This is a genomic window from Streptomyces sp. NBC_01481 (assembly GCF_026339995.1).
In the GTDB taxonomy this organism is placed as follows: domain Bacteria; phylum Actinomycetota; class Actinomycetes; order Streptomycetales; family Streptomycetaceae; genus Streptomyces.
Genome location: NZ_JAPEPT010000004.1, coordinates 809,326 through 832,913 on the forward strand (window position 1 = coordinate 809,326; position 23,588 = coordinate 832,913).

The window sequence follows — 23,588 nt, forward strand, 5'->3', positions numbered from 1 at the left end:
GCGCCGGCGCGTCTACGGCCGTGAGCCCGCGGTCTCCGAGCGGAAGCCGTGCCCGAGTTCCGGGCGCCCGAGGCCGAAGTAGTGCCGGAAGTTGTAGATCAGCGGACTCCAGGCCGCAGGGTCAATGTGCTGGGTGCCAGGAACCACTACGGAGGCAGCGGCGTGGATTCGTACGACATCGCATACCACGATCCGGAACCCGCCCTCGGGGCCAGCCGGCGTGATGGTCCGCACTGTGGCCTCCAGCTGCAGCGGGCACTCGGCGACGCGTGGTGGCCCGACCACCTCCGAGTCCTGGGGATGCAGTCCGGCGGCGGCAAACTTATCCGGCTCATGGCGGTATATGCCTCGTTTGGCGGCCGGTACCGGGGTCGCGCCGGTGAGCGGGGCGAGGCGTTCCACCGCCTCCCACAGTTCGGGCGAGGGAAGATTGATGACCAGCTCCGGGCGGTCCGCGAGATTGGTGACGGTGCGGCCCTCCGCGCCCAGGCCGAGGACGACGGTGTGGCCCAGTGCCCAGAGTGAGGAGATCGGGGCGAGGTTGGCCGTGCCGTCGGGGTTCGCCGTGGTCAGCAGGGCGACGGGGGTGCCGAAGTACAGAATGCTGGGGGACAGGGGGAGATGGTCGGTGGCCGTGGTGGCCCTCGGAGTCGTGGCACTGTTCATGATGCAGCACGCTAGAGCGCCGAAACTTCGGTGCCCGCCGAAGCATCGACCGGCCAGAATAGCCGCCATGAGCCAGTCCCAGCCCCCGAGTCCGACAGCGGGCAGCGTCGCCAGCCCCGACCTCGCTTCCTGGCAGGGTTGCTCGCCGACCGCACCCGGGCAGCGATGTGCCTGGCCATGCTCGACGGACGCGCCTGGACCGCGACCGAGCTGGCCCGGCACGCCGCGGTCGCACCCTCAACGGCCACCGGGCATCTCCATCAACTGGTCGCGGGCGGACTGCTGGCGGAGGAGCGGCAGGGACGGCACCGGTATCTACGCATCTCCGGCCCCGCCACCGCGGAGATGATCGAAAGCCTGGCCTCACATGCCCCTCTGCAGACCGTCCCGGTCCGATCGCTGGCCGACGCCCACCGGCGCCGCGCACTGGCGCACGCCCGGACCTGCTACGACCACCTGGCGGGCGCGGTCGCCGTAGCGATCACCGACGCCATGGCCGAGCGAGCCCTGCTGACCTGGGACTACGGACCTTCGCTCACCGAGACGGGCAAGATCTGGCTGCGCGACCTCGGCATCGACGACCACCGTCCCCGTGGGTCCAACCGCGCCCATATCCGAACCTGCCTCGACTGGACGGAGCGGCGCCCGCACCTGGCGGGCGCCGTGGCTGCCGCACTCTTCCAACACGCCCTCGATGACGGCTGGGTCACACGCAAGGGCACGACCCGCGTCATCGCTCTGACAGACGCAGGGCGCGCCGTACTGCGAGAGCAGCTCGGGCTCAGGGACGCGGTACTGAACGCTCCCGCCTCCTGAGAGCCGCCAACGGGTAGCCGCCGAACACGGCCACCACCACCCGCGGCGGTGCGCTGGGGATATTCGCTGGTCGCCGCTTGTGGGTGGTATCCATATTGCCGCCATGGATCCCGTGAATCTTGAGACCGGCCGTCTGGTGCTGCGAGCCGTCACGTCTGCCGACGCGGATGCGATGTACGAAGCCTGCCAGGACGAGGACATCCAGTTCTATACGCCGGTGCTGGTGCCGTACCGGCGTGAGGACGCGGAGAAGCGTATCGGTGAGGAACTGCCCGCGGGCTGGGCCACGGACAAGAACTACACCCTTGGCGCCTTCCGCAAGGACAGCGGCGCCCTGGTCGGGTCGTACTGCCTGTTCATCGTCAGTCCGGGCGTCTACGAACTCGGCTACTGGGCGGTCATGGAGCAGCGCGGCCGCGGGTATTCGGTCGAGGCCGCCCGGGCGCTGTGCGACTGGGGCTGCGCCACCCTCGACGTCCACCGCATCGAGTGGTGGGCCATGGCTGGGAACACCGGGTCGCGTGCCGTCGCCGAGAAGCTCGGCTTCACCGTCGAAGGGACTCTGCGTAACCGCGGTATTGCCAACGACGGCAAGCCGCACGACTGGTGGGTGGGCGGACTGCTGAGGCCTTGAGGCTTGAGCCACTGATCATGGAAGATGCGCCGATGACCAGTAACAGGAGTTGGTGGTCCGGGCCCAAGCCGAGGGGCTGCAGCTGACCGGCGAAGGAGGGTTGTTGCAGCAGCTGACGAAACGGCTGCTGGAGTCCGCTCTGGAGGGCGAGGTCACCGACCACCTCGGCTATGACCGGCACGATCCGGCCGGGAAGAACGGCGGCAATTCCCGCAACGGGACCCGTTCCAAGACCGTGTTGACCGAGGTCGGGCCGGTGGAGATAGCCGTGCCCCGCGACCGCGTCCTCGTCGACGGCACCGACGCCGTCCTGATGGGGCACGTGTCAGGGACCGTACGCGCGACGGGCAAGTCCTTCGAGGGCCCGTTCGCGCTGCACCTCACCGTCGACGACGGCCGGATCACCCGGCACCACCTGTACGAGAACTGCCTGTCGATCGCCGAGGCCTGCGCCACGTGAAGGCGTGCGCCGCGGTCCCGCAGTTTCGCGACTGCAGGGAGCACCTCGCCGCCGTGGGCGAAGACGAGCAGCCGGTACCCGTCCTACTTGGGCTCGAACACGATGCCGCCGGGCAGCGCCCCGGGCGAGGTCTGCCGATCGAGGGCCTGCGCCACCCATGGGCACGAGCGGTGGGTTGATCGTCACGTTCCCGCACTACACGCCCCGGCCGTCGCGGTAGCGAGGGTCACCCTGCATGGCCGCCTCGTCACGAGCTGCAGGGCTCCTGCCGGCCTGCTTCTTGGCTGCGGCCTGCGTGGCCGCCCCGGCCGCCGTCGTCTTCTTCGAGGCCCGCCTCATCGGGCCCGGGATGCCGTGGGCGGTGTCGTCCTGGTCGTTCTCACCGCGGGATACGCGGCCCCTGACCACACGCTTGTTCAGTCGGCCCATGAGGTCGACACCGGGGGCGTGCGGGGCCTCGTGTTCGGCGGCCGACGCGGCCTCGAGCACCCCCATGACCGGTCATGGCGCGACACTGGGTTCAGAGACAGCTGCCGGACTGAGGAGGTAGACCGATGGCCACAATGCACGAGGGCTCGGAGGCCGTGCCGGTCGTACGCCGTCGGCCCGATTCGATCGACTGCGTGGTCTGGGAGCCGAGCGAGCGCTGGGTGCGGGCGACCAAGGGCCAGAACACGGTCGTGGACAGCCGCCGCGCGGTTCTTGTGTGGGAGCCCGGCCGTCCCGTACCCCTGTACGCCTTCCCGGCAGCAGACGTCAGGATGGATCTGCTGCGAAGGACCGAGCGGCCCGCCAACCCCCGGCGTCATGCGGGAGCGACGGTCTTCTACGACCTCGTGCTCGCGGATCAGACCGTCCGTACGGCGGCCTGGACCTATCCCGGTGAAGAGCTGGCCGGATACATCAGCTTCGAATGGTTCGGCCACGAGGTACTCGACCACTGGTACGAAGAGGACGAGGAGATCTTCGTGCACCCGCGTGACCCGCACAGCCGGGTGGACACGCTGCCCAGTACCCGGCACGTACAGGTCGAGATCGAAGGCACCGTTGTCGCCGATACGCGTACGCCGGTTCTGTTGTTCGAGACGCATCTGCCGGTCCGCTGTTACCTCCCGCGGGAGGACGTCCGCCTTGATCTGTTCACCCCGACCAGCACACGAACCCGTTGCCCGTACAAGGGCGTGGCGACCGAGTACTGGTCATGGGCGAACGGCGCCGACCTAGTTCCCGACGTCGCCTGGAGCTATCCCGATCCGCTGCCCTCCGTGCGGATCATCAAGGACCTCGTGGCCTTCTACAACGAGTCCGTAGACATCGTCATCGACGGAGAGCGGCAGCAGCGTCCGGTCACCTTCTTCAGCAAGCCTTCGCGGTAGAGGACCTGCCAAGAGCACGAGGGGAGGACCGGGCAAGGCCGCGGAGCCCGGATGAGGGAACTGGGACGAGGCGCCAGCCCTCCTGGAAGCGCTGCGTGCGCAGGGTGAGGCGGCCGGCACGGCTGGACGCTGCACACTTCGCTCCTCCCCACTGTGCAGCCCGCTCTGGTCCCGTCCGTTGAAGCAGCAGGCAACTCACGGCCGCAGGCATTCTCTCTGCGGGTCAAAGCAGACGAGTCCGGGCTCGCGTGCCAAAGGTTGTCTCATACCTGTTGGGGCTTGGTGTGCGTTGGTCGGGTTGTGCAGGTGCTGACAGCTGAACGTGGCGACGTGATCGACGCGTTCACCGAGCTGGCGCCGGTCCGGTTTGGCGGCTGGTGCGGGTGGGGGAGCAGGCCGGCGGGCCGGATCTGGGGGAGGGGAGGCCGGGTCGGCCGTGGTCGCTGCCGTTGGCGGACCCTGTCTGGGTCGACGAACGCGAGCGCCGTCTGTTCGTTGCCCAATTCGATCCGGAGTCGATCCGGTGGGCGGCCGACGGCAGGTCAGCCGGCCGTGCCGTGCTGGCGGCGCTGCGGGCGGCTGGGTTCACCTACAGCGCGCGCCATCACCGGCCCACCCTCCGCGGCCCGCGGAGGGTAGATCTGCCCTGGAGCTATCTCGGCGCGGATCCTCATGCGGGCGCCAACTACGCCGGACAGCCTGCCGTCGCCTCGTACTACCGACCGGCCGTGCCGGGGAAGGGCGGCATCATGGCACGTGGCTTTCCGGTTGGGGGCCCGTGTTGTCAGCCTGGTGGGGGCCGCGGCGCGTGATCGGGCTCCTGCGCGACGTCGACGGCCACCGGGTGAGTGGCACCTTCACTCAGATCGGGATCACTTCGGCACGGTGGACCTATGCGTCGGCCCCGTACGTCCCGTACTGAGGATGTCCCCTCGATTCGTAGACGTGGACCGCGAGTCCGCGCGGTGTCGTCTCATTGCGGACGAGGCGCAGGCCGGCCGGGGTGCCGCCGTCGGGGAACAGGCGCCGGCCGGTGCCCACGACCACCGGGGCGATCACGAGGCGCAGCTCGTCGACCAGGCCGGCGGCAAGCAGGGACTGGGCCAGCCGGGCGCTGCCGTGGATCTGCAGCTCGCGGCCGGGCTGCCGTTTCAGTTCGGCGACCTGTGCGGGGACGTCGCCGGAGAGGATCGTACTCGGGTGCCACTCGGCCTTGGTCAGGCTGTGGGAGGCTACGTACTTCGGCAGGTGGTTCATGATGCTGGCGAGCGGGTGTTCGGTCATCTGGGGCCAGTCCCGCGCGAAGTTCGCGTAGGTGCGGCGGCCGAACAGGAATGCGTCCGCCTGTCCGAGCCAGGTGCCGGCCTGCCGCTCGAACTCCTCGTCCAGGTGCGGCACGAACCAGCCGCCCCGGGTGAATCCGTCGCTGGTGTCCTCGTCCGGGGAACCGGGGCCCTGGGAGACGCCGTCCAGCGACAGGAACTCCTGCAGTACCAGTCTCATTGCGCACACTCTTCTCTCTCTGGCACGGGGACACCCCTCCACTTCAGACCTCGTGCCGCGCGAAAACTCATCGGTCCGAGCGCCGGCGATGATCGATGAATTTTTCCGCGATCCGCAGTCAATCAGTCAGAGTTGGTGTACTGCAGCCGCGAGGCCGGTCGCAGCCGGTCGAAGCCGACCGACCGCAGCTGTTGAGAACCAGAACACGAGATACCGAGGAGACCTTCGATGCGCACCCTGATCAGCACCGCCTTCCTCTCGCTCGACGGCGTCGTGGAGGCCCCGGGCGGCGAGCCGGGCTACCGGAACTCCGGCTGGACCTTCAAGGACGTCGAATTCCTCCCCGAGGCATTCGACATCAAGGGCCGGGAGCAGCAGGAAGCCACGGCGATGCTGCTGGGCCGGGCCAGCTACGAGGCGTTCAGCCCGGTCTGGCCAGAGATGGAGGACTTCGCCGACTACAAGGTGATGCCGAAGTACGTCGTCTCCACCACCCTCACCGAGGACGACCTGGTGTCGAACTGGGGCCAGACCACGATCCTGCGGTCGCTCGAGGAGGTCGCCGCACTCAAAGTGACCGAAGGCGGCCCGATCATCATCCACGGCAGCGCCGCCCTGAACCGCAATCTCTCGGACGCCGGCCTGATCGACCGGTACCACCTGCTCGTCTTCCCGCTCCTGCTCGGCGCTGGCAAGCGTCTGTTCAGCGACACCGACAAGGACACCCAGAAGCTGCGGCTCGTCGAGCACGAGACATACGCCAACGGCGTGCAGAAGAACGTCTTCGACGTCATCCACTGATGCTCCCGCGCCCGCCCACCCGCGTGCCGCGACGCGGAACCACCGCACGCCCCCACACCTGACACCCGTCGTAACGCCCTTGTGCCGACGCGCCACCGCGCGAAGATCTGATGGCGTGCGCCGTGGGGTGATTGCGGTCCGTTCCTGCCGATCAGAAGGCATCGGGGCCGTGTTGCGGGTCCCTGGTCTGCTTGCTCATATCCCGCACGGGACGAGTCACGCGCAGCGACCGCCGCCTCACCACCACAGTGGACGGCGAGCAGCACATCACCGATCTGGCCACGGAGACCGAGGTTCGAGCCGCGTACGACGAGGGCTTCGAGATCCGCCTGGAGCCGGTGCCCCACCTCTGGGAAACCGGGTGGCCGGGTGGCGATGAGTTCCGGGCGGTGCGACGGTCCACACAACGAGCGGAGAACCGCAGCACCGGCGACGAGGAGAGTGCAATGCCCCGCATCACGCCCAATCTCTGGTTCGATACCCGGGGTGAAGAGGCCGCGAAGTTCTATGTCTCGGTCTTCCCGAACTCGAAGATCACGAACCTCTTGTACTACGGCGAGGCGGGCCCGCGCCCGGCGGGCACTGTCCTGACGGTCGACTTCGTTCTCGACGGCCAGCCGTACACCGCGATCAACGGCGGCCCCGAGTTCACCTTCGACGAGGCGATCTCGCTCCTCGTCGAATGCGCCGACCAGGAGGAGGTCGACTACTACTGGACGAAGCTGTCCGAAGGCGGCGAGGAGGGTCCGTGCGGCTGGCTGAAAGACAAGTACGGCCTGTCCTGGCAGGTCAGTCCCGCCGCGCTCGGCGAGCTGCTCACCGACCCGGACCAGGGCCGCGCCCAGCGCGCCATGAAGGCGATGCTCGGCATGAAGAAGATCGACGTGGCCGAGCTCTACAGGGCAGCCGACGCCGAAGCGTAGGAACATGTCCGCCCCGCGGAGACCGCAGCGGCGCAGCGCCGCGGCGGGCGAGAGAGACCCGGCCGCGGCCGTGAGTCTCCGTAGCCCCGGTTTCGCAAGCTGGCCTGCACCGGCTGTGCGCTCGAGCTGGCCGTTCGCGAAGTCAATGACGCCTGCGGGATCGTCGGAAGACCGTTCGAGCTGGTGGTCCGAGACACCGCGGCTGATCCGGGTGTCGGTGGTCGTCGAGGCCTGCTCGGCGCTCTAGGTGTTGGCGTCGCCGAAGACGAAGTCGCCCAGGTACTGGAACACGTCGCGGTGGCCCACCATGGGGCCGCCGGTCCGGCGGGCGTCGAGCTTGCGATCGAGGCAGCCGAGGAACTCGAGGTGCACGCCGATCCGGTGCGGTTGCGTCAGGTGATCAGCAACCTGGTCTCCAACGCGGTCAGGCACACACCGAGCGGGGGCCGCGTCGTCCTGCGGTCCCGGGTGGAGGGCACAGAGCTGGTCGTGGAAGTCGCCGACTCCGGGAGTGGTATCGATGCGGCGGACCTGCCTCATGTCTTCGACCGGTTCTGGCGGGCGGACAAGTCCCGCAACCGGCAGACCGGCGGCAGCGGACTCGGGCTGGCCATCACCCGCAAACTGACCGAGGCACACCACGGCACCGTCTCGGTCGTCAGCACACCCGGCGTCGGCTCCGTGTTCACCGTCCGACTCCCGTGCGGTGACGCCCCCGACGAAGGCGCACCACGCGGGTCATCCCCGGAGGTGAACGCCGTGCGGACACCGTGCGGTCCTGATCCGCCACGATCCGCTCGGCCATCCACCTTCTGACAGCACCCCTTTCGCCCCGGCCTCGCACAGAGCTCTTGTCACATACCTCCTTCCCCATGGCGTCTTGCCTGATTCGGCGGTGAGGAGGTTGGTGCCGAGGCGGTCGAGCGGGGCCATCAGGTCCGCGCGGCTCGACTCGGTGAGGCCGACGACCGCGACCATGGTTGCGGTGGAGAAGGAGTTCCCTCACGCCTCCGCCGCCGGTGCGACCGCGCGGGGCGTCTTCGAGGCGCCCGGCGTTCGGATACCGACCCCCGCGGCCAACAAGTCCGAGATCGGCGCTCTGATTGCCGGGTTGAAGAAGGCGCCGCAGGTGGCGAGTGTTTCCGAGCCGTTCACCAGTGGCCCGGTGAGGGGGGACGGAACGATCGCCTACGCCCAGGCCATACCGGCGCCCGTGAGGGACGGGGCGGTCCGGCACGGATGCGACCGATGCGGACGACTGCGACAGGGCCTGTGCGGTGGACGATCTGGCCGGTGCCATCGCCGTTGGTTAGAGCGGTGTTCAGGCGTTGGTGTTGGGGGAGGAGCCGCCACCAGCTGCTATCTGCGCGAGCATCGAGCCTTCCTGCACTGGCTTGCCGCCGACTCCGCGGCTGGGCTGAAGGCCGCGGCCGAGGCTGTCCTCACGGATCCCGCCACCCGGTGGGAGGAATGCCGCACATTCGGTTGAGATACGGCTTCTTATGTCACGCTTTAACGCGTGAGTCTGGGCTGATGAAGGCTTGGGCAGTAACGGGGCTGGCGTGTCATAGCCGGCCGAGGGGGGACACGATGAAGTGGTCGGAGCTGACACCGGGCGGGCTGTACATCATGCGGCAGCGAGACAACCGCGACCGTGAGCCGCAGCTGACGATCGTTCGGATCAGCGAGTCCCGGCGCCTGTGGCGGTGGGATGGCGAACGTGCCTATGTGGTCGTCAAGGACGCCAAACGCCCGGCTCGGACGAAGGGCATCGGTCATCTCGCCGTCCGGCCGCCGATGTCATGGCCCGCGTCAGCGGGCACGGGCGCCATGCTGAGGCGCAGCGTCCAGCGCTGGGCCAGGCCGCTCATCGTGATGCGCAGCCCGCTGCCCGACCCCGCGGAGGAACGGAAGGTCTGGCACGACGTACCCACGTACGAGGAGGAGCTGCAGTGGTGCCTCTATGACCCGAAGGACATCGTCTGCCCTCACATATGGCCGCACGAGTTTGAGAAGCGCATTCTCGACAGGCTGGCTGCGCTGGGTGTGGAAGGGCACGCCGCGCAGTTCCCGCCGCTGCCCCAGGACCAGCCGGAGCACACCGACCTCCACCGCGCCTCACTGCCGCTCGACATCTTCGCCGAACTCCTCGATCGCATCCCTGAGTCGTCCCGCGATGCCGGGGCCTCGCCGTGAAGATCCGCGGCGCGGCCTTCGATGACCCGGCCGCGCTGGTCCGCGAGGTCGAGCGGCACCACCAGGCGCACACCCACCGCCTCGCGCACTATCTCGCGGGGGAGCTGCGTGACTTCACCGGACCCGAAGCCGTCGGAACGCTCGACGCCGGGCGGGAGCTCCAGCACGTCGTGCTCCGCGGCGGCATCGCGTACGAGCGGATGACTCTCGCCTGGCTCGACGACGTGCTCGCCACCCTCCACCGGCTCGGTCCCGATCGCTGAACCGGCGCCGGCGAGCCACACGCCCCGACGGCGACGCCCTCACCCGCACCTACTGAAGTTGTCCAGCCCACAATCCTTCAACCCCCGAGCCGGAAAGGCGAACTCCATGGCCGACCCGCTGCTGTTCAACCCGCGCACCTATGACCCTGCGCACTTCGACCCCGAGACCCGCAGGCTGCTGCGCGCCACCGTTGACTGGTTCGAGGACCGTGGCAAGCGCAGGCTGATGGAGGACTACCGCTCCCGTGCCTGGCTGGCGGACTTCCTCGCGTTCTCCGCCAAGGAAGGGCTGTTCGCGACCTTCCTCACTCCGGTCTCCGGAGCCGGGCAGAACGACAAGCGGTGGGACACCGCTCGGATCGCCGCCCTCAATGAGATCTTCGGCTTCTACGGGCTGGACTACTGGTACGCGTGGCAAGTCACCATCCTCGGCCTCGGACCCGTCTGGCAGAGCGACAACACCGCCGCTCGCACCCGCGCAGCGGAACTCCTCTCCCAGGGTGAGGTGTTCGCCTTCGGCCTGTCCGAGAAGTCCCACGGCGCCGACATCTACTCCACCGACATGCTGCTGGAGCCTGACGGTGACGGCGGCTTCCGGGCCAGCGGCTCCAAGTACTACATCGGCAACGGCAACGCCGCCGGGCTCGTCTCCGTCTTCGGCCGCCGCACTGACGTCGAAGGCCCCGACGGCTATGTCTTCTTCGCCGCCGCCAGCCGCCATCCGGCGTACCACCTCGTGAAGAACGTCGTCGACTCCTCGAAGTACGTCAGCGAGTTCCGCCTCGAGAACTACCCGGTCCGCGCCGACGACGTACTGCACACCGGCCGTGCCGCGTTCGACGCCGCCCTCAACACCGTCAACGTCGGCAAGTTCAACCTCTGCACCGCCTCGATAGGCATCTGCGAGCACGCGATGTACGAGGCCGTCACCCACGCGCACAACCGGATCCTCTACGGCCGCCCCGTCACCGCTTTCCCGCACGTGCGCCGCGAGCTGACCGACGCGTACGTGCGTCTCGTCGGGATGAAGCTGTTCAGCGACCGTGCTGTCGACTACTTCCGCTCCGCCGGCCCCGACGACCGGCGCTACCTGCTGTTCAACCCGATGACGAAGATGAAGGTGACCACCGAGGGGGAGAAGGTCATCGACCTGATGTGGGACGTCATCGCCGCCAAGGGGTTTGAGAAGGACACCTACTTCGCCCAGGCCGCCGCCGAGATTCGAGGGTTGCCGAAGCTGGAGGGCACAGTCCACGTCAACCTGGCGCTGATCCTCAAGTTCATGCGCAACCATCTGTTGGACCCGGCTGAGTATGCGCCCGTGCCGACCCGTCTCGACGCGTCCGACGACGCCTTCCTCTTCCGGCAGGGACCGGCCCGCGGCCTGGGCTCCATACGCTTCCACGACTGGCGCACCGCCTACGACGCGTATGCCGATGTGCCCAACGTCGGCCGCTTCCGGGAGCAGGCGGACGCCCTGTGCGAGTTCGTCACCACCGCAGCCCCCGGCGAGGAGCAGAGCCGCGACCTCGATCTTCTTCTCGCCGTCGGCCAGTTGTTCGCGCTGGTTGTCCACGGCCAGCTGATTCTGGAACAGGCGCGCCTGAAGAGCTTCGAGGAGGATGTTCTCGACGAACTGTTCTCCGTCCTCGTACGCGACTTCTCCGCGCACGCCGTCGACCTGTACGGCAAGGACTCCGCCACGGCGGAACAGCAGCGCTGGGCGCTGGGCGCGGTCCGGCGCCCGGTCGTCGACGACGCCCGCACTGCCCGAGTCTGGGAGCGTGTCGAGGCACTGTCCGGGGCGTACGAGATGGCGCCGTAACAACGGAGCCGACCGGGCTGTCCGCCAGCCGTGTCGCCAGGCTGGGCCGCCGTCCACTTGCGTCGGCGGCTGCCGCCGGGGCCGATTGCCCGCCGGCGACCGCCCGTCTCGGACCGCAGGAGCCCATGGCGCTCCCCGCGGCTCCGAGCCGGCAGTCACGCCCTGGCGGAGAGGGGCGTACGGGGCAGTGCGATGGAGACCGGATGCCGAGGCGGGCGGCGAGCATCTTGGCCGGGTGAGGTTCGTCGGCGCCGATCAGCACGCCCATCTCAGGCAGCCTGACCAGGCTCTGCCAGTTGGCCGCGGAGCCGACAGCCCCAGTCACCGCGGATCCAACACCCACTCATGTGTGCTCGCTCCAGGGGTCGCGTGAGCCGACGCGGTTACGGGCACGGGTGCTCCTCGCCCTTCGGTCCCCACGTCGTGCGTTCATCGCCGCGCGCCACCGTGCCGCACAGCAACTCGGTCGCCGGCTCGTCACTGCTGCCCCGCAGCACCGCAAGCAGCTTGTCCTCCGTCAGCCGTCCCCCGCCCGCCGCGCCGTGCGCGTCGATACGGCCGGTGGCGCCGCGGGATCCGTACGACGAGACGGGGAACAACTGAGGGTTTCGTACGATGGGTCTCAGGGCCGGATGCCGGTCGCCGACAGCAGCTGAGGGGCGTAGCAGTCACACGCCAGGACGGTGGCCGGTGAGGCGTTCCCGGTCGGGACCTCGATCAGTGCGGTCATGCTGCTGAGTTCCTTTAGGCCGGCTCCTGCGCACCGCCCAGCCCCAGCCCCAGCCGCTGCCGGGACTGCGGCAACCGCATCGAACCGTCTGCGGGGTTGCTCGGCCGGCCTTCCTCGAGCCGCTGCCGCCCAGCCGGTCGTCGAGGAAGGAGGCCAGGACGTACTCGGTCTTCGCGTCGCGTGCAGGTCATGGAGCGCACTTCCGGACCGGCACCGGTCAGCTGCGCCACCCCGCCCCACCCGAAGAACCAGCAGGCCGGCGGCCGACCCGGACCGCAGCCCGGCCCCATACGTCCGGGCTCCGGTAAGGGCCAACCGGCCGCCGCCGCTCCGGGGTCTGAGAGTCTTGGGTATCCGGCTACTGACGAGGAGCAGGCTGTGGCTGTTGAATTACCGGCGGACATACAGGAGCGCTGCAAAGAGCTGGGGAAGGGCGTTGGATACGCCCTGAAGGTGCTGTGCAGGCAGCTTGAGGACAACCCCCTGCTGGGCAGTCCCCTGGGGGTCCCGTCCCTGTACGTCGCGCAGATCGACGGCGAAACCTTCGAAGACTGCCCGGAACTGAACGTGCATTACGCCTACGGCCCTCCCCAGCTGGGGGAGGGCCAGGTACAGATCCGCAGCGTCGAAGCAATACAAATGCCCACCCTCGAGCGCGAGGTGCGGGGCGACGACCAGGCGCCGGACCCCCACCTGGAAGGACGCCAGGTCACTGCCGCGTGGCAGCGGATCGAGGCGTGGCTGCGTGCCCACGCTCCCGCTTCGTACGCGTCACTTAGAGCAGGCGCGTCCGAGGGCGAGATCTCCGCGCTGGAGGACACGCTGGGCGTCCGGGTCCCGGCGGGACTCAAGGCACTGTGGTCCCTGCGCGCCGGTGTCCACGACATGCGCGGCGCAGGGTTCCTGCTGGACGATCAGACGCTGATGGACTTGGACGCGGTGGCCGCGTTCTACCGGCAGCAGATGTTGTTTCAGCAGCGGAACAGGGATGAAGAGTCCCCGACATGGCGGCCATCGTGGATTCCGTTCTGCTCGTTCTGGGTCGATGACCGCAGCTTCGGCCTGTACCTGGATACCGACAGCGGGCAGCTCTGCCACTTCAGCCGGTATGCGGAACGCTGGCCCAAGTACGCGTCGCTGACCGTCTACCTGGAAGAGATCGCCGACGCCCTTGACGCGCCGTCCCTCGCGTCGGGTTCCAAGCCGGGACTGGCGGGCGGAGCCCTGGTGTGGGGACCGCCGACCCATCCCGACCCGCAGAATCCGTGGGTGGCGTACACCGGGTGACAGCCCGGCCGCAAAGCAGATGGGGACCAGCCCAAGGCTGGTCCCCACGTGCGTTCACGTAGTGCTATCAGACCTTGCGCCAGGTGCAGACGGTGTCAGCATTCGCGCAGTGCTTGAAGCCGGGGTTGCTGACAAAGACCCCGTCATCGTCCAGCAGACGCCACGACGGCGCCGGGAACTCGTGGAACGCACCCGAGTTCTGGACGTCTGGGATCGACGCCCGGCCGCAGCGCTCCTTGCCCGTGGGCCCGTTCCTGGCGGTGCGAGTGTCCGCCAGCAGACCGAAGTTGCTGCTGCCATCGCCCATCTTGTCGGCATACAGCTGGGCGCACTGGTCGCCGGACGTCACCTGATTGAGTCCGCCGGGGAAACCCCCGCTCTCGTGGGTGGTGGCCATGGCGTACTCGTCGCAGGACAAGGTGCCCAGCGCCGCATCGGCCGGGTGCTTGGCCCAGCCCTTCGGACAAACTTTGCCGCGACTGTCCGCTGACGACCACGGTTCGCCCTTGTCGTTCTTCACCGTGGTGTCCGGGCCGAGGTAGTGCAGGAGGGAGTCCCACTTCACCGAGCCGGCGTGGTCGGGCATCTTCTCCTGCATCAGCCAGTAATAGGCACCGGCAGCGGGGTAGAAGTTGGTGTCGACGGTGTAGGTCGGCTTGAAGAACGGCAGCACGCAGCCGGGCGCGCTGCTCTTGAGGAGGTCGTCGCAGCGCGGGGCGAGTTCCCTGACGCGCACGTCACCGCTGGTTCCGAAGTCAGCGGTCGCACGCGCGGTAGCGCTGGCATCGACGCTGCCGGTGATCGACCAGCCCAGATCGATGATCTCCTTGCCCGTACCGGACCAGGTCGTCTGCACTCTGCCCCAGCGACCGCCGTACGGGCCCGCTTCCGAGGCGATCCAGTGCGCGTCAGACGGGTTGTTCTGGTTGTCCGCCCACTTGGTGGACGACGTCACGCAGGAGTTGCACGCCGTGCCCACGTTCCACTTCAGGGTCACGCCCTTCAGCGCGGCGTCGATGTGATCCGGCACCAGCACGATCTGCTGATCGAACTCACCGAAGTCGGATCCGCTGTCACCCTTCTTCCTTGCGTTACCGGCCGCGCCGTCTACGCGTGCAGGACGGGCACCCGGACGCGGTACCCGCTCCCGCCGCAGCCGTCTTGGTGAAGGCTGCCGCGTTGGCCGCAGCACCCCCGCCCAGCTGGGCTGGGCCCCTGGACAGCAAGTCTTCCCTTGCCTTTCAGGGCGTCGGCGACGTCCTGCGCGGACGAGAACACAATCTGTGCGGCGATGTTGTCCTGAACGGTCCGCGCCAGGTTGTCCGGCGCCGTCACCACCGGATCAGCGGAAAGCTCGGCCGTGACGGCCGCTACTGCCGGGCAACGAGGCGGACAATGCCGAGCATCGCAAGGTCCGCGCCCGCGTGGAACATGCCTTCGCCAGGATGAATAACTACAAGATTCACTGTGACTGCCGGCAGCGCGGCGACGGCCTTCACCACGCGGTCCGAGCCGTCGCCCACATGCACAACCTCGCCCTGGCCGCGTGATCAGAACACACGAATCCGGGCCCTGGCCTGCCAATTCGCAGCCCTTTGCAACACGCTCCGCATCGAGACCGGCCTACAGATGGTGCAGCCACACGGTGATGCCGCGGGCGATGGCGGCGGTGCGCCCCCGGATTCAGACGCAGGGCGCCGTCACCGGCGTCCCGGCCGCCTCGAACGTCTCGCCGTTGCGCGGGACACCGACGCCCCGCCAGGTGAAGGAAGTGCCGTTCGCGGTGTTCGGGTCGGCGCCGTCCATGAGTTGGAAGTGGAGGTGGGGCTCGGTGCTGTTACCGGAGTTGCCGCACCGGCCCAGGGGCTGCCCGGTGCGCACCCGGTCGCCCGGGCGGACAGTGAGCGAACCACGTCTCAGGTGGGCGTAGAGCGCATACGTACCGTCGCCGAGGTCGAGGATCACATGGTTGCCGATCACCCGACGGGCGCCGCCCAGTGAGCGGACGATGGCCTCGAGGACGAAGAAGTAGAGGAGCGCGAGCCAGGACGTGCGGCTGAGGTGGTCGCGCTGACGGTCGTCGGCGTGGACGACGGTGGCGTCGGCGACGGCGAGCACGTCTGCGCCGAAGGCCGGGAAGGCCTCGCTGCGCCGGGCAAGGGGCCACCAGCCGAAACGGGGCCGGGCGCCCGCGCCCGGCTCCGCCACGATGTCGATGGCGTACGCCTGCCCGTAGGCCCGCGTGCCATGGCTGGGGACCTTGTCGGCCGGGCTGTTCAGCGCCTTCCAGCGGCCGGTGACAGGCACGGCGACCTCCACCGCTTCGGCGGCGGAGCCGGTCACCGGGTGCTCCTCCGCGACGGCCGCCCGGCGGTTCACGCCGAATCCGATCAGCACCCACAGGCCGAGCGGGATCCACGTCCACCCATAGGGGAAGTGGGCGAAGAAGCTCGCGACGACCATCGCCAGGTAGACCAGCAGGCAGGCACGGGCGGCACGATTGGAGATTTTGCGCAGGGACAGGGACCTGGGCTTCATTTTTTTGCGTTTCCCCCTTGAGTCGACCGGGCGGCGTCAGCGCCCGGCGGCAGTCAGCATCACCAGCAGCGGTACGACGCGGTCGGCCGGCACCTCGTACCGGCCACGGGCGGCCGTCTGCAGCCAGCCAGCGGCGCTCAGCTGCCGCAGGTGGTGGTAGATCTGGCCGGTGGTGCCTGTGCCGTCGAGCTCGGTGAGTTCGACGGCGGTGCAGCGGCCACCGAGGATCTCGCGCAGCAGTCGCAGCCGTATGGGCTGGCCGAGCGCTGCGAACGACTCGGCTGCGTCCGCCCAGTCACCGTCCAGCACCGTGTCCGTGACCAGGCCGTACTGCCATTCGTAGCGCTTCCCGGTCGGCGTCCTGACGGCGCCGGTGAACAGCACCCCGCCGTTGTCGGCGCCCAGCCCGGCGAGCTGGTCCTTGAGGCCGTGCAGGGCCCACAAGTCATCACCGGGCTCCCGCACCGGCGAGGGTGCATAGTCCGGTCGGCCGGCCGCTTGCTCGGCCGCCTGCTCCAGAGCGGCCAGGCGATGCTCCAGCTCGACGACACGCTGTTCGAGATCCATGGCTAGAGATTACGTAATTACGTAATCTCTAGCAAGTGGTCGGCGTCCAGGGGCTGTTGCGAAGACAGATCTTGGTTGTGGATGGTCACGTGCCGTGCGGCGTGCTGATCTGACGAACGACCAGTGGGCCCGGCTGGAGCCGTTGCCCCCACAGGGCATCAAGTCCGGCCGTCCGCCTGTGTGGGCCCGGCGGCAGTTGATCGACGGCATACGGTGGCGGACCCGAACCGGTGCGACATGGCGCGATGTGTCCGAGCGGTTGGGCCGTGACCGGGTTAACGACTTCTTCCGGCGCTGCCGGCGGGACTCCACGTGGGCCCGGATCGTCGCCCAGCTCCTGGCCCAGGCGGATGCCAAGGGCCTGATCACCTGGGACGTGAACCCGGTGGACACCATTTTTGTGCACACCCTGGACCGGCTCGGCCGCAACCTGCGCGAAGTCCTCACCCTCGTCCACGACCTGAGCGACTGGCAGATCGGGTGCGCTCGCTGGCCGACCCGCTGCCGATCAACACCGCCGACGAGGGCATGGGCCGCATCGCCTTCCTGCTGCTGGCTCTGTTCGCCGAGAAGGAGCGCACCTTCAGCGCCGAACGTGCCGCCCACGCCTGCACCCGGATCGATGGCGACCGCCTCTGCTCTTGCCGCGCATCGGAACCACGTGGCTACACAACTCCGGTAAGCGACTGGCCAGATCGTCGGCCGCAACCAGTGTCCCGATAGCGGCCCTTCTTCTTGAACCTCCGATAGCCGGTCCTCCTCGCCCCAGCCCGACGCCGACATGCGACGGAGGTCGACGGCGGAGGCCGCCGCCGTCGAAAGCCATCGTGTCGTAGGCGCGCAGCTACGCGACTGGGGGATCCACCATCGTCAGCGCGGCACCAGCATCACGGGCACGGTGCCGTCGGTGCTGGAGGAGCGTGCCCATCGCCCCGGCGAACCACGGCGGCCGCCGAACCGGTGGCGGCCAGGGCCTCGGCGACCGCACCCGAAGCTCCGGTCAGGACGTCGGAGACCGCGTCGGAGGGATACCGGCGAGCGCTCGCCGCGCACCAGGAACTCACTGACGACGGGTTGCTGGGCATCCTGCCCCGCGTCGTACTGGCGACGTTTCACCGCGCCGCAGGCGATGCGCAAACGCCGCGACTGGGTTGCGGGTGCCGGCCGTCGAACAAGTGCACTGGCCGAGTCTCGATCGCCAGCACGGTGATTTCGATCGGTGTGTGGCGTCCACAGTAAGACCTCGGCGTGCCAGTGGCGTCGGGCGCTCGACGCGGCCCTCCGGAAACAGCAGAAGCCGACTCGGGATCGGCGCCCACTCTGGCCGGACCTGAGGTGTAGGTCCGGCCAGGGCGGGAGTGGCGCCGCGCTATCGATGACGGGCGACCCTACGTGGGGTGCGACGCGTCCGGAGAAGCACGATGCCTGCGATCAGCAGCACGGCTCCGGCCGCAGAAGGCCAAAGCTGGGCGCCGGTAGCGGCAAGTCCGCCCTCTCCGGCCTGCTGCTCGCCGCCGCCGTCAGGTACCAGGTCGTTCTTGCCGATGGGCGGAGTCCTTTGCGCGCTCGGTGCGTTGGCACCGGGTCCAGTCGCATTCTTGGGCTGTTGGACGTCACCCGCGGCATTGGGAGTGTCGTGTGGGTGCGGTGTGGTGGTACCCGGCCCGGCTGCATCCTTGGGCTGCTGCACCTCACCCGCGGCATTCGGAGTGCCTTGCGCGTTCGGTGTGCCGATACCCGGCCCAGCCGCAATCTCGGGCTGCTGCACGTTGTCGGCTGGAAGGGCGCCGGGGGCGCCGGGGCCGCACTCTTGTCCGTCGTTGATGCAGCTCACCATGTTCCGCATGAGGTCGTCGTCGAAGACATTGATGAAGTCCCCGTGATCGGTCACCGGCTTGTGCAGCTGCTCGGGGAAGGAATCGACCGCGAACACTGCCGGGTTGTCCCCGTCGAACACCGGCGACGGCACGTCGTAGACGATCCGCTGCACGAGCTGCGGAATGGCCCGGAAGCCGTTGGGGCAGCGGCCGTTCTGGTCGGTGAAGGCCACGTGTGTGCGGTGGTTGGCACTGTCGGTGTTCTGACCGTCCCAGCAGCTCTGGAACTTGAAGGTCCGTACCACCTTGCTACCCCCGGGGCAGATCGGGTACTTGTCCTTCAGCTGGCGGTCCTCGAAACCGGTGCAGCTCCAGGAGGCATTGGCGTTCGCGGTGCCGTTGACGAACGCCTTGGCGTCACCGGTGATGATCCGCAGGAAACGGGGCATGGCCGTGACCTTGCCGACCGGACTTCCCGCGAAATTCAGCGTGACCTGGGCGGGAGTCTGGATCTCGCCGACGTTCTTGTCCTTGCCGCCGCCGTCGGCCTGGGCGTCGTTCTCGTTCTGCCCGTTCTGCAGGCGCAGCACGGGCCAGTAGTAGGTCGACCTGTCACCCGGGTTGCGGCACGTGGTCTGACCGTTGGCGAGATCGTCGTCGCTCGCGAACGCGTCGTTGGCCTGGTTGCCCACGTAGTCGTGCATATGGTGCGCCCCATTGTTCACGCCGGGTGCAACGATCACGTTGTCGGGATTGAATTTGCCATTCGCGTTTACACCGCAGTCGGTCGAGAAGGTACCGCGGGAGGCGTCGCGGACCGTGCGGGGAACCTGAACGTTGGGCTGGACGGACTGGATGTCGACGAAGTCCGAGGCCTCCGGCCCGTTGCCCGCCAGGCCGCCGCTGCCGTTCTCCTGTTGGCCGTTGCCCTGCTCGCCATTGCCGTTGTTCTGGCCGCCGTCGCCGTTCTGGCTGTCGCCCTGGTCCTGCCCCTGGCCACTGCCCCGATCGGTGTCGGCCTCGTCTGCGTCATCGACTTGCAGAGTGCAAGGGGCCATTGACTCCAGTCCTTGCGGACGCTGCCCGGTCACACGGCTGATGGCTATGGCTATGCGGCCGATGCTCGCGGCGCGCTTGTCCTTCAGCGGCCCGAGGACAGCGTTCTGGGCGAACAGCGGATCCCGCTCCACTTGTTCCTTCTCGTCGACGAAACGCTGGTAGGCCTCAGTGATCTGGCTGTCCAGCGTGGCAAGTTCGCGGTCGACTTCCGCCCTGGCTGCATCCGGCACCTCGGGTAGCCCGTTGGCAACCTCAGGACACTTGATGGTGGACGCAGAGGGGCCGGCGCTCTGGGTCTGACTCTGCTGTTGCTCGTTCCGTTCTCCCGGCCATGGCCCCCATCCTTCGCTCGCGGAGGCGTACGAGTTGGTCGCGATGAGGCCACCCCCGCCCAGCATGAGCGCGATCGAGGCAGCGACGACTCTGTTGCCCTTTTTTGAGCGTCTTCGGGATGTATTTCTCAAAGGGGACTCCTATGCTGCGTTGCCGGTCGACCGCCAGGGTGAGCGACTGTGGGGGAAGTGCCGTGCTACATACGGAAGAGACCCGCGGAATGTTCAATGCGAACAGCAATTCGTCGCAACCCTCAGCAAGGGGGGTGCCCGGGGCAGGAATCAAGGGCTGTGCGCGGGGCGCGCGGGAGACTCCACTCACCCCCGAATCGGCCCGCCATGCGCCAGACGCTCGTCCGCCGCGTTCTGGTGCTCTCCGCCCGGCCCGCCAGGCATGCGACGTGGCAATGCCATGATCAACGATGAACACATGACCGGTTGGCATTCATCTGCACTCTCGCGTTGGTCTGGGAGAAGATGACGGCGGCAGACCGAGTCAGGACAGGAGGACCTCGATCTCATGCTTGGCGAAGAACTCCAGGATCTGCTCGAAGGTTGGGGACGCGTCGTGTGTAAGGGGGCTCGGACCGAGGCAGGTGCGGGCGATGTGGTGGTCGTCCCAGACGAGAGTGAACGGCCGCTGGACTCCGCGGTTTTCCTCGAGGCAGTACTCGATTGTGCCGAAGCACGAGCCGAAGTACCCGCCTGGTCCGCTCACGGCCTCGCCGAGGGCAAGGCTGAAGGCCAGTACGTCGGTGACGTACCTGCCGTCAAGGTGGTACGCGGCGCCCGGTAGCGCGTCGAGTGTAGGTCGGGCACGCAGATTACTCTGCGCGGCCCTTGACCACGCGGCGCGGCCGGCCGTGCCAAGTGCGGCCCAGAGGTTGGGTTCGGTCGGCGGTCCGGCCGTCCAGAGCTCATGGGCTTCGCGGGCCCCGGCGGTCCGGAAGTCGTCGCACGAGACATTCAGCGTGAGGTCGACCTGGCCGGTTCCGGGAGTGGAGTACGACCACGACTCGACGTGCAGGCATGTCCAGTGCTCCTCGATGGCGCGGCCCATGCGGTCGAGCGGGCACAGATAGGCCCCGCCCAGGTCGAACTGGTCGTCACCTGATTCCAGTGCAGCGAGTAGTCGCCCGCTCGGCTCGCACCTCAGCAGCCGCAGCGGTATCGGGTCGGGCTCAGGCTGCTTGTCGATCAGGGCCACTTGCCTGCACGATCCCCAGGGCTCCTCGTCCCTGCCGTAGAGGTGGAAACCCTGGAACAATGGGGGCACCTCCGGAATCTCCGGCTGCTCGTTCACCCCAGCCGCCACAATGTCCTCGCGTCCCTCGACAGTGATGTCGACCAAAGTCCGGTCGCCGAAGCTCGGGCGAACGTTCAGCACCCGCGCATCCCCGAGGCACCACACGTCCCAGATGGGCTCGACACGCTTCCCGTTCCGGTCCAGGGCACGCAACGTCAGCAGACCGAGCGGCGCAGAGCCGTCGTTCTGTGCCTTCGCCGCCGCACTCGCCAGCTGTCCCTCAGGAGCGCAGTCCCGAAGTTCGTAGTGGTGGCGGGCGGGATACGGCGGGTCCACGTAGTACGCCTCAGCCTGTGCGCAGAGGGCCAGAGTCTCCTCGGGGTCCCCGTTCTCGGTCTCGCTGGTTATCCGGAACTGCACTTGCGGGCTCACCTCGCTGCCAAGGGCGTGTACGTCGGGACGATCTCCCTGCCGAACGGCAGCATTGAGACGCAATCAGCGTGAAGTCGGTGATTCCCAACGGGACTTGAGATGATCGTAGTGTGGAAGCCAGCGGGATGCCGGGTGTCGGGGTGTGTGCTCGAACGACACGGAGTGGCAGCGAGGAAAGCCGCCCGGCACGTATTGAGTCGTCCTGATGTTCTGCCGTTTCGGCCCCCTTTGAAGCAGGGGCCGGCGGCGGGCCGGTGCGGGCACCGGCGGCGTGCTGGTGCGCGCGCACGATCGTGGAGTCGACCGAGATGTCCCAGTCGATCTCACCCGCGGCATGAACCTCGGCCTGGACCTGCTGCAGCAGTCGTTCCCAGTGCCGTCGGCGGACCACAGCCGGTGCCGTTCATACTACTGGGAGTCCACCGCCGAACGCCACGGCTACGGCTACCACTGGCAGGCCCCGGCCGATGTTCTGTCCAATCTCATCGAGGACTTCACCGAGATGAGGCATCTCCTCGCGCGGCCGCAGACCGACAAGAGCCGAATCCGGCTCTGCTACGTGACAGGCCAGATGGCGGGCATGGTCGCCATCGTCCTCCACGACATGGGCGAGCACCGCGAGGCCCACCGCTGGTTCGCGACTGCCGGCCGGGCGGCCGAGCAGTCCGGCGACCGCCTCCTCCACGCCTGGGTCCTGGGCCGTGAGGCCATGGTGCCGCTCAACTACGGAGCCCGCAGGCCGCCGCCCAGCTCGCCGAGAAGGCCCGACACCTGGCCGGGGACAAGCCCAGCGCAGCCGCTGCCCTCGCGGCCGCCGTCGCGTCCCGGGCGTATGCCAGCGGCGGCCGCACTGATCAGGCACTGGGGGCGGTGACCGCCGTGGAAGAGCTGGTGGAGCAGCTCAGCCCCCAGCAGCGTGTCAACACGTGGTTCGGATATCCGACGCAGAAACACTACGTCCACATGAGCCAGGCCCTCACCCTCCTCGGCCAGACGTCCCGTGCGTACGAGGCCCAGACGCGGGCGCTGGACCTCTCGCGTGCCCCGTCGTTGATGACGCGAGCGCTGATCGCCATCGACCGCGCAAGCTGTCTGGCGCACGACGGCGAGCGGGCACAGGCAGCCCATGTCGCCGCCCAGGCTTACGGCGACTTGCCCGCCTCCTACCGGGCAGGCCTCACCCGCACCCGAGCCGTCGCTTTCTACCGAGCGCTCCCAGAGGACACTTCGGGTCGGAGAGATCTGGCCGAGGTACTGGAAGTTGCCGCGTAGCTAGGGCTACAGGGCCTACCCAGGAGTCCGTGATGCGGGGACGGCCTTTCAGGTGGCGACGACAGGTTCGCCGCTCAGCGCGACACCTGCCCGGCGCAGCTCGGCGAGTGCGGTGCGCGTGGTGTCGGCGGCGACGCCGGCGGTGTAGTCGAGCAGGACCCGCACCGTGAAGCCCGCGCGCACTCCGTCCAGTGCGGTGGCCTTCACGCAGTGATCGGTCGCGATGCCGACGACGTCGAGGTCGGCGATGTCGCGGGCCTTCAGCCAGGCGGACAGTGTCGTGCCATCCTGGGCCGAGCCCTCGAAACCGCTCTTCGAGGCGGAGTGCGCGCCCTTGAAGAAGACCTCGTTGACGTGCCCGGAGTCGACGGCGGGCGCAAAATCCGGATGGAACTCGCCTCCCTCACTGCCGACGACGCAATGCACAGGGAACGAGTCCTGGAAGTCGGGGTTCTCGGAGAAGTGGGCGCCCGGGTCGATGTGGTGGTCACGGGTGGCGACGACGAAGGCGTACTGCCCGTCGGCGCGCCGGACCAGCTCGGCGATAGCGGCGGCCCGGTCCGCGCCGCCCTTCACCGGAACGCTGCCGCCCTCGCAGAAGTCCTTCTGCACATCTACGATGATCAATGCACGACGCATGGAAAGCCCTTCCTCGGCTGAACCTTTCCCAGATGGTCGCCCTTCCGCCGACGGGTGGGCGCGCCACTCGCGGGTCGATCACCCGACCGGCGCAGCGCCCAGCCACGCAGCGGGAAGTTCGAGACGGACGTCCTCAACCACGGCAAGCGATGACTGCCGGGCCAAGAATGTCGCGTACCGCAACCACTTTGCATCAGTCAGGAAGG

The 23,588-nt window shown here is 68.2% G+C and carries 23 protein-coding genes and 6 pseudogenes; 17 read left to right on the plus strand and 12 right to left on the minus strand.

What is annotated here, in order from left to right:
* Positions 1-12: 12 nt before the first annotated feature.
* Positions 13-666 (minus strand): flavin reductase family protein, encoded by a 654-nt coding sequence (locus OOK40_RS25385; protein WP_266486226.1) that lies wholly within the window; start codon positions 664-666, stop codon positions 13-15.
* A 129-nt stretch (positions 667-795) separates the two neighbouring features.
* Here OOK40_RS25385 and OOK40_RS25390 point away from each other — a divergent pair, with 129 nt between their 5' ends.
* From OOK40_RS25390 to OOK40_RS35340, 4 genes and pseudogenes are all read left to right on the plus strand, one after another.
* The gene (locus tag OOK40_RS25390) at positions 796-1,482 is read left to right on the plus strand and encodes a helix-turn-helix transcriptional regulator (RefSeq protein ID WP_266486605.1); all 687 of its coding nucleotides are present in this window, start codon (positions 796-798) and stop codon (positions 1,480-1,482) included.
* A gap of 103 nt (positions 1,483-1,585) precedes the next feature.
* Entirely contained in the window at positions 1,586-2,116 is a 531-nt protein-coding gene (locus tag OOK40_RS25395) for a GNAT family N-acetyltransferase (RefSeq protein ID WP_266486228.1), read from the plus strand.
* A 49-nt stretch (positions 2,117-2,165) separates the two neighbouring features.
* Positions 2,166-2,399: pseudogene (locus tag OOK40_RS35335) on the plus strand (transposase); the annotation flags it as partial.
* A gap of 30 nt (positions 2,400-2,429) precedes the next feature.
* The gene (locus tag OOK40_RS35340; protein ID WP_323136119.1) at positions 2,430-2,576 is read left to right on the plus strand and encodes a hypothetical protein; all 147 of its coding nucleotides are present in this window, start codon (positions 2,430-2,432) and stop codon (positions 2,574-2,576) included.
* Positions 2,577-2,771: 195 nt separating this feature from the next.
* Here OOK40_RS35340 and OOK40_RS25405 read toward each other — a convergent pair whose 3' ends face one another.
* On the minus strand, positions 2,772-3,071 hold the full coding sequence (locus OOK40_RS25405; RefSeq protein WP_266486232.1) for a hypothetical protein: 300 nt from the start codon (positions 3,069-3,071) through the stop codon (positions 2,772-2,774).
* Between the two features lie 59 nt (positions 3,072-3,130).
* Here OOK40_RS25405 and OOK40_RS25410 point away from each other — a divergent pair, with 59 nt between their 5' ends.
* Positions 3,131-3,952 (plus strand): DUF427 domain-containing protein, encoded by an 822-nt coding sequence (locus tag OOK40_RS25410; protein ID WP_266486234.1) that lies wholly within the window; start codon positions 3,131-3,133, stop codon positions 3,950-3,952.
* 891 nt (positions 3,953-4,843) lie between these two features.
* Here the strand turns inward: OOK40_RS25410 and OOK40_RS25415 are convergent.
* On the minus strand, positions 4,844-5,455 hold the full coding sequence (locus OOK40_RS25415) for a dihydrofolate reductase family protein (protein WP_266486236.1): 612 nt from the start codon (positions 5,453-5,455) through the stop codon (positions 4,844-4,846).
* Between the two features lie 228 nt (positions 5,456-5,683).
* Here OOK40_RS25415 and OOK40_RS25420 point away from each other — a divergent pair, with 228 nt between their 5' ends.
* From OOK40_RS25420 to OOK40_RS25430, 3 genes and pseudogenes are all read left to right on the plus strand, one after another.
* Positions 5,684-6,256, plus strand: coding sequence for a dihydrofolate reductase family protein (locus OOK40_RS25420; protein ID WP_266486238.1), 573 nt, complete (start codon positions 5,684-5,686; stop codon positions 6,254-6,256).
* A gap of 446 nt (positions 6,257-6,702) precedes the next feature.
* Positions 6,703-7,179 (plus strand): VOC family protein, encoded by a 477-nt coding sequence (locus tag OOK40_RS25425; RefSeq protein WP_266486606.1) that lies wholly within the window; start codon positions 6,703-6,705, stop codon positions 7,177-7,179.
* A 279-nt stretch (positions 7,180-7,458) separates the two neighbouring features.
* Positions 7,459-7,995 (plus strand): annotated as a pseudogene (locus OOK40_RS25430) (sensor histidine kinase); the annotation flags it as partial.
* A gap of 63 nt (positions 7,996-8,058) precedes the next feature.
* Here the strand turns inward: OOK40_RS25430 and OOK40_RS25435 are convergent.
* Positions 8,059-8,334: pseudogene (locus OOK40_RS25435) on the minus strand (hypothetical protein); the annotation flags it as partial.
* A gap of 58 nt (positions 8,335-8,392) precedes the next feature.
* Between OOK40_RS25435 and OOK40_RS25440 the strand changes: the two are divergent.
* From OOK40_RS25440 to OOK40_RS25455, 4 genes and pseudogenes are all read left to right on the plus strand, one after another.
* Positions 8,393-8,668, plus strand: coding sequence for an Imm21 family immunity protein (locus OOK40_RS25440; protein WP_266486607.1), 276 nt, complete (start codon positions 8,393-8,395; stop codon positions 8,666-8,668).
* A 101-nt stretch (positions 8,669-8,769) separates the two neighbouring features.
* Positions 8,770-9,375 carry a hypothetical protein gene (locus OOK40_RS25445; RefSeq protein ID WP_266486241.1) on the plus strand — a complete coding sequence of 202 codons (606 nt, stop codon included), beginning with the start codon at positions 8,770-8,772 and terminating at the stop codon, positions 9,373-9,375.
* Positions 9,366-9,638 (plus strand): annotated as a pseudogene (locus OOK40_RS25450) (PadR family transcriptional regulator); the annotation flags it as partial. The gene OOK40_RS25445 and the pseudogene OOK40_RS25450, both read left to right, overlap by 10 nt.
* 106 nt (positions 9,639-9,744) lie before the next feature.
* The gene (locus OOK40_RS25455; RefSeq protein ID WP_266486244.1) at positions 9,745-11,463 is read left to right on the plus strand and encodes an acyl-CoA dehydrogenase family protein; all 1,719 of its coding nucleotides are present in this window, start codon (positions 9,745-9,747) and stop codon (positions 11,461-11,463) included.
* A gap of 383 nt (positions 11,464-11,846) precedes the next feature.
* On the opposite strand, the gene OOK40_RS25460 is transcribed toward OOK40_RS25455, so the two are convergent.
* A complete protein-coding gene (locus OOK40_RS25460; RefSeq protein WP_266486246.1) occupies positions 11,847-12,062 on the minus strand; it encodes a hypothetical protein in 216 nt (71 codons plus the stop codon).
* A 509-nt stretch (positions 12,063-12,571) separates the two neighbouring features.
* Here OOK40_RS25460 and OOK40_RS25465 point away from each other — a divergent pair.
* Positions 12,572-13,480 (plus strand): SMI1/KNR4 family protein, encoded by a 909-nt coding sequence (locus OOK40_RS25465; protein WP_266486248.1) that lies wholly within the window; start codon positions 12,572-12,574, stop codon positions 13,478-13,480.
* 67 nt (positions 13,481-13,547) lie between these two features.
* On the opposite strand, the gene OOK40_RS25470 is transcribed toward OOK40_RS25465, so the two are convergent.
* Positions 13,548-14,516, minus strand: a complete 969-nt coding sequence (locus tag OOK40_RS25470; RefSeq protein ID WP_266486250.1) for a hypothetical protein — start codon at positions 14,514-14,516, stop codon at positions 13,548-13,550.
* A 367-nt stretch (positions 14,517-14,883) separates the two neighbouring features.
* On the opposite strand from OOK40_RS25470, the pseudogene OOK40_RS25475 reads away from it, so the two are divergent.
* Positions 14,884-15,030 (plus strand): annotated as a pseudogene (locus tag OOK40_RS25475) (IS5/IS1182 family transposase); the annotation flags it as partial.
* A 133-nt stretch (positions 15,031-15,163) separates the two neighbouring features.
* Here the strand turns inward: OOK40_RS25475 and OOK40_RS25480 are convergent.
* Positions 15,164-16,018: a murein hydrolase activator EnvC gene (locus tag OOK40_RS25480; protein ID WP_266486252.1), complete on the minus strand. Its 855-nt coding sequence runs from the start codon at positions 16,016-16,018 to the stop codon at positions 15,164-15,166.
* Positions 16,019-16,054: 36 nt separating this feature from the next.
* On the minus strand, positions 16,055-16,585 hold the full coding sequence (locus tag OOK40_RS25485; RefSeq protein WP_266486254.1) for a helix-turn-helix transcriptional regulator: 531 nt from the start codon (positions 16,583-16,585) through the stop codon (positions 16,055-16,057).
* A gap of 94 nt (positions 16,586-16,679) precedes the next feature.
* Between OOK40_RS25485 and OOK40_RS25490 the strand changes: the two genes are divergently transcribed.
* Positions 16,680-17,267 (plus strand): transposase, encoded by a 588-nt coding sequence (locus OOK40_RS25490; protein WP_266486256.1) that lies wholly within the window; start codon positions 16,680-16,682, stop codon positions 17,265-17,267.
* A 687-nt stretch (positions 17,268-17,954) separates the two neighbouring features.
* Here the strand turns inward: OOK40_RS25490 and OOK40_RS25495 are convergent.
* From OOK40_RS25495 to OOK40_RS25505, 3 genes and pseudogenes are all read right to left on the minus strand, one after another.
* Positions 17,955-19,691, minus strand: a complete 1,737-nt coding sequence (locus OOK40_RS25495; RefSeq protein WP_323136108.1) for a DUF1996 domain-containing protein — start codon at positions 19,689-19,691, stop codon at positions 17,955-17,957.
* 598 nt (positions 19,692-20,289) lie between these two features.
* Complete coding sequence (locus tag OOK40_RS25500) at positions 20,290-21,459, minus strand: hypothetical protein (RefSeq protein ID WP_266486260.1); 1,170 nt, start codon at positions 21,457-21,459, stop codon at positions 20,290-20,292.
* A gap of 268 nt (positions 21,460-21,727) precedes the next feature.
* A pseudogene (locus OOK40_RS25505) lies at positions 21,728-21,841 on the minus strand (transposase); the annotation flags it as partial.
* On the opposite strand from OOK40_RS25505, the gene OOK40_RS25510 reads away from it, so the two are divergent.
* Together OOK40_RS25510 and OOK40_RS25515 are read left to right on the plus strand one after the other, a co-directional pair.
* Positions 21,806-22,345, plus strand: coding sequence for a hypothetical protein (locus tag OOK40_RS25510; protein WP_266486617.1), 540 nt, complete (start codon positions 21,806-21,808; stop codon positions 22,343-22,345). The pseudogene OOK40_RS25505 and the gene OOK40_RS25510 overlap by 36 nt on opposite strands.
* Positions 22,342-22,743: a hypothetical protein gene (locus OOK40_RS25515; RefSeq protein ID WP_266486262.1), complete on the plus strand. Its 402-nt coding sequence runs from the start codon at positions 22,342-22,344 to the stop codon at positions 22,741-22,743. The genes OOK40_RS25510 and OOK40_RS25515 overlap by 4 nt, the downstream gene beginning before the upstream one ends.
* 48 nt (positions 22,744-22,791) lie before the next feature.
* On the opposite strand, the gene OOK40_RS25520 is transcribed toward OOK40_RS25515, so the two are convergent.
* Positions 22,792-23,382 carry an isochorismatase family protein gene (locus OOK40_RS25520; protein ID WP_266486265.1) on the minus strand — a complete coding sequence of 197 codons (591 nt, stop codon included), beginning with the start codon at positions 23,380-23,382 and terminating at the stop codon, positions 22,792-22,794.
* Positions 23,383-23,588: the final 206 nt, after the last annotated feature.

What these genes read in the sequence shown, in the direction of transcription:
- OOK40_RS35340 (WP_323136119.1), top strand. Translation starts at nt 2,430, where the DNA reads ATGGGGCACGTGTCAGGGACCGTACGCGCGACGGGCAAGTCCTTCGAG.
- OOK40_RS25445 (WP_266486241.1), top strand. Translation starts at nt 8,770, where the DNA reads ATGAAGTGGTCGGAGCTGACACCGGGCGGGCTGTACATCATGCGGCAG.
- OOK40_RS25410 (WP_266486234.1), top strand. Translation starts at nt 3,131, where the DNA reads ATGGCCACAATGCACGAGGGCTCGGAGGCCGTGCCGGTCGTACGCCGT.
- OOK40_RS25420 (WP_266486238.1), top strand. Translation starts at nt 5,684, where the DNA reads ATGCGCACCCTGATCAGCACCGCCTTCCTCTCGCTCGACGGCGTCGTG.
- OOK40_RS25385 (WP_266486226.1), bottom strand. Translation starts at nt 666, where the DNA reads ATGAACAGTGCCACGACTCCGAGGGCCACCACGGCCACCGACCATCTC.
- OOK40_RS25455 (WP_266486244.1), top strand. Translation starts at nt 9,745, where the DNA reads ATGGCCGACCCGCTGCTGTTCAACCCGCGCACCTATGACCCTGCGCAC.
- OOK40_RS25425 (WP_266486606.1), top strand. Translation starts at nt 6,703, where the DNA reads ATGCCCCGCATCACGCCCAATCTCTGGTTCGATACCCGGGGTGAAGAG.
- OOK40_RS25415 (WP_266486236.1), bottom strand. Translation starts at nt 5,455, where the DNA reads ATGAGACTGGTACTGCAGGAGTTCCTGTCGCTGGACGGCGTCTCCCAG.
- OOK40_RS25405 (WP_266486232.1), bottom strand. Translation starts at nt 3,071, where the DNA reads ATGGGGGTGCTCGAGGCCGCGTCGGCCGCCGAACACGAGGCCCCGCAC.
- OOK40_RS25485 (WP_266486254.1), bottom strand. Translation starts at nt 16,585, where the DNA reads ATGGATCTCGAACAGCGTGTCGTCGAGCTGGAGCATCGCCTGGCCGCT.
- OOK40_RS25520 (WP_266486265.1), bottom strand. Translation starts at nt 23,382, where the DNA reads ATGCGTCGTGCATTGATCATCGTAGATGTGCAGAAGGACTTCTGCGAG.
- OOK40_RS25395 (WP_266486228.1), top strand. Translation starts at nt 1,586, where the DNA reads ATGGATCCCGTGAATCTTGAGACCGGCCGTCTGGTGCTGCGAGCCGTC.
- OOK40_RS25480 (WP_266486252.1), bottom strand. Translation starts at nt 16,018, where the DNA reads ATGAAGCCCAGGTCCCTGTCCCTGCGCAAAATCTCCAATCGTGCCGCC.
- OOK40_RS25510 (WP_266486617.1), top strand. Translation starts at nt 21,806, where the DNA reads ATGAACCTCGGCCTGGACCTGCTGCAGCAGTCGTTCCCAGTGCCGTCG.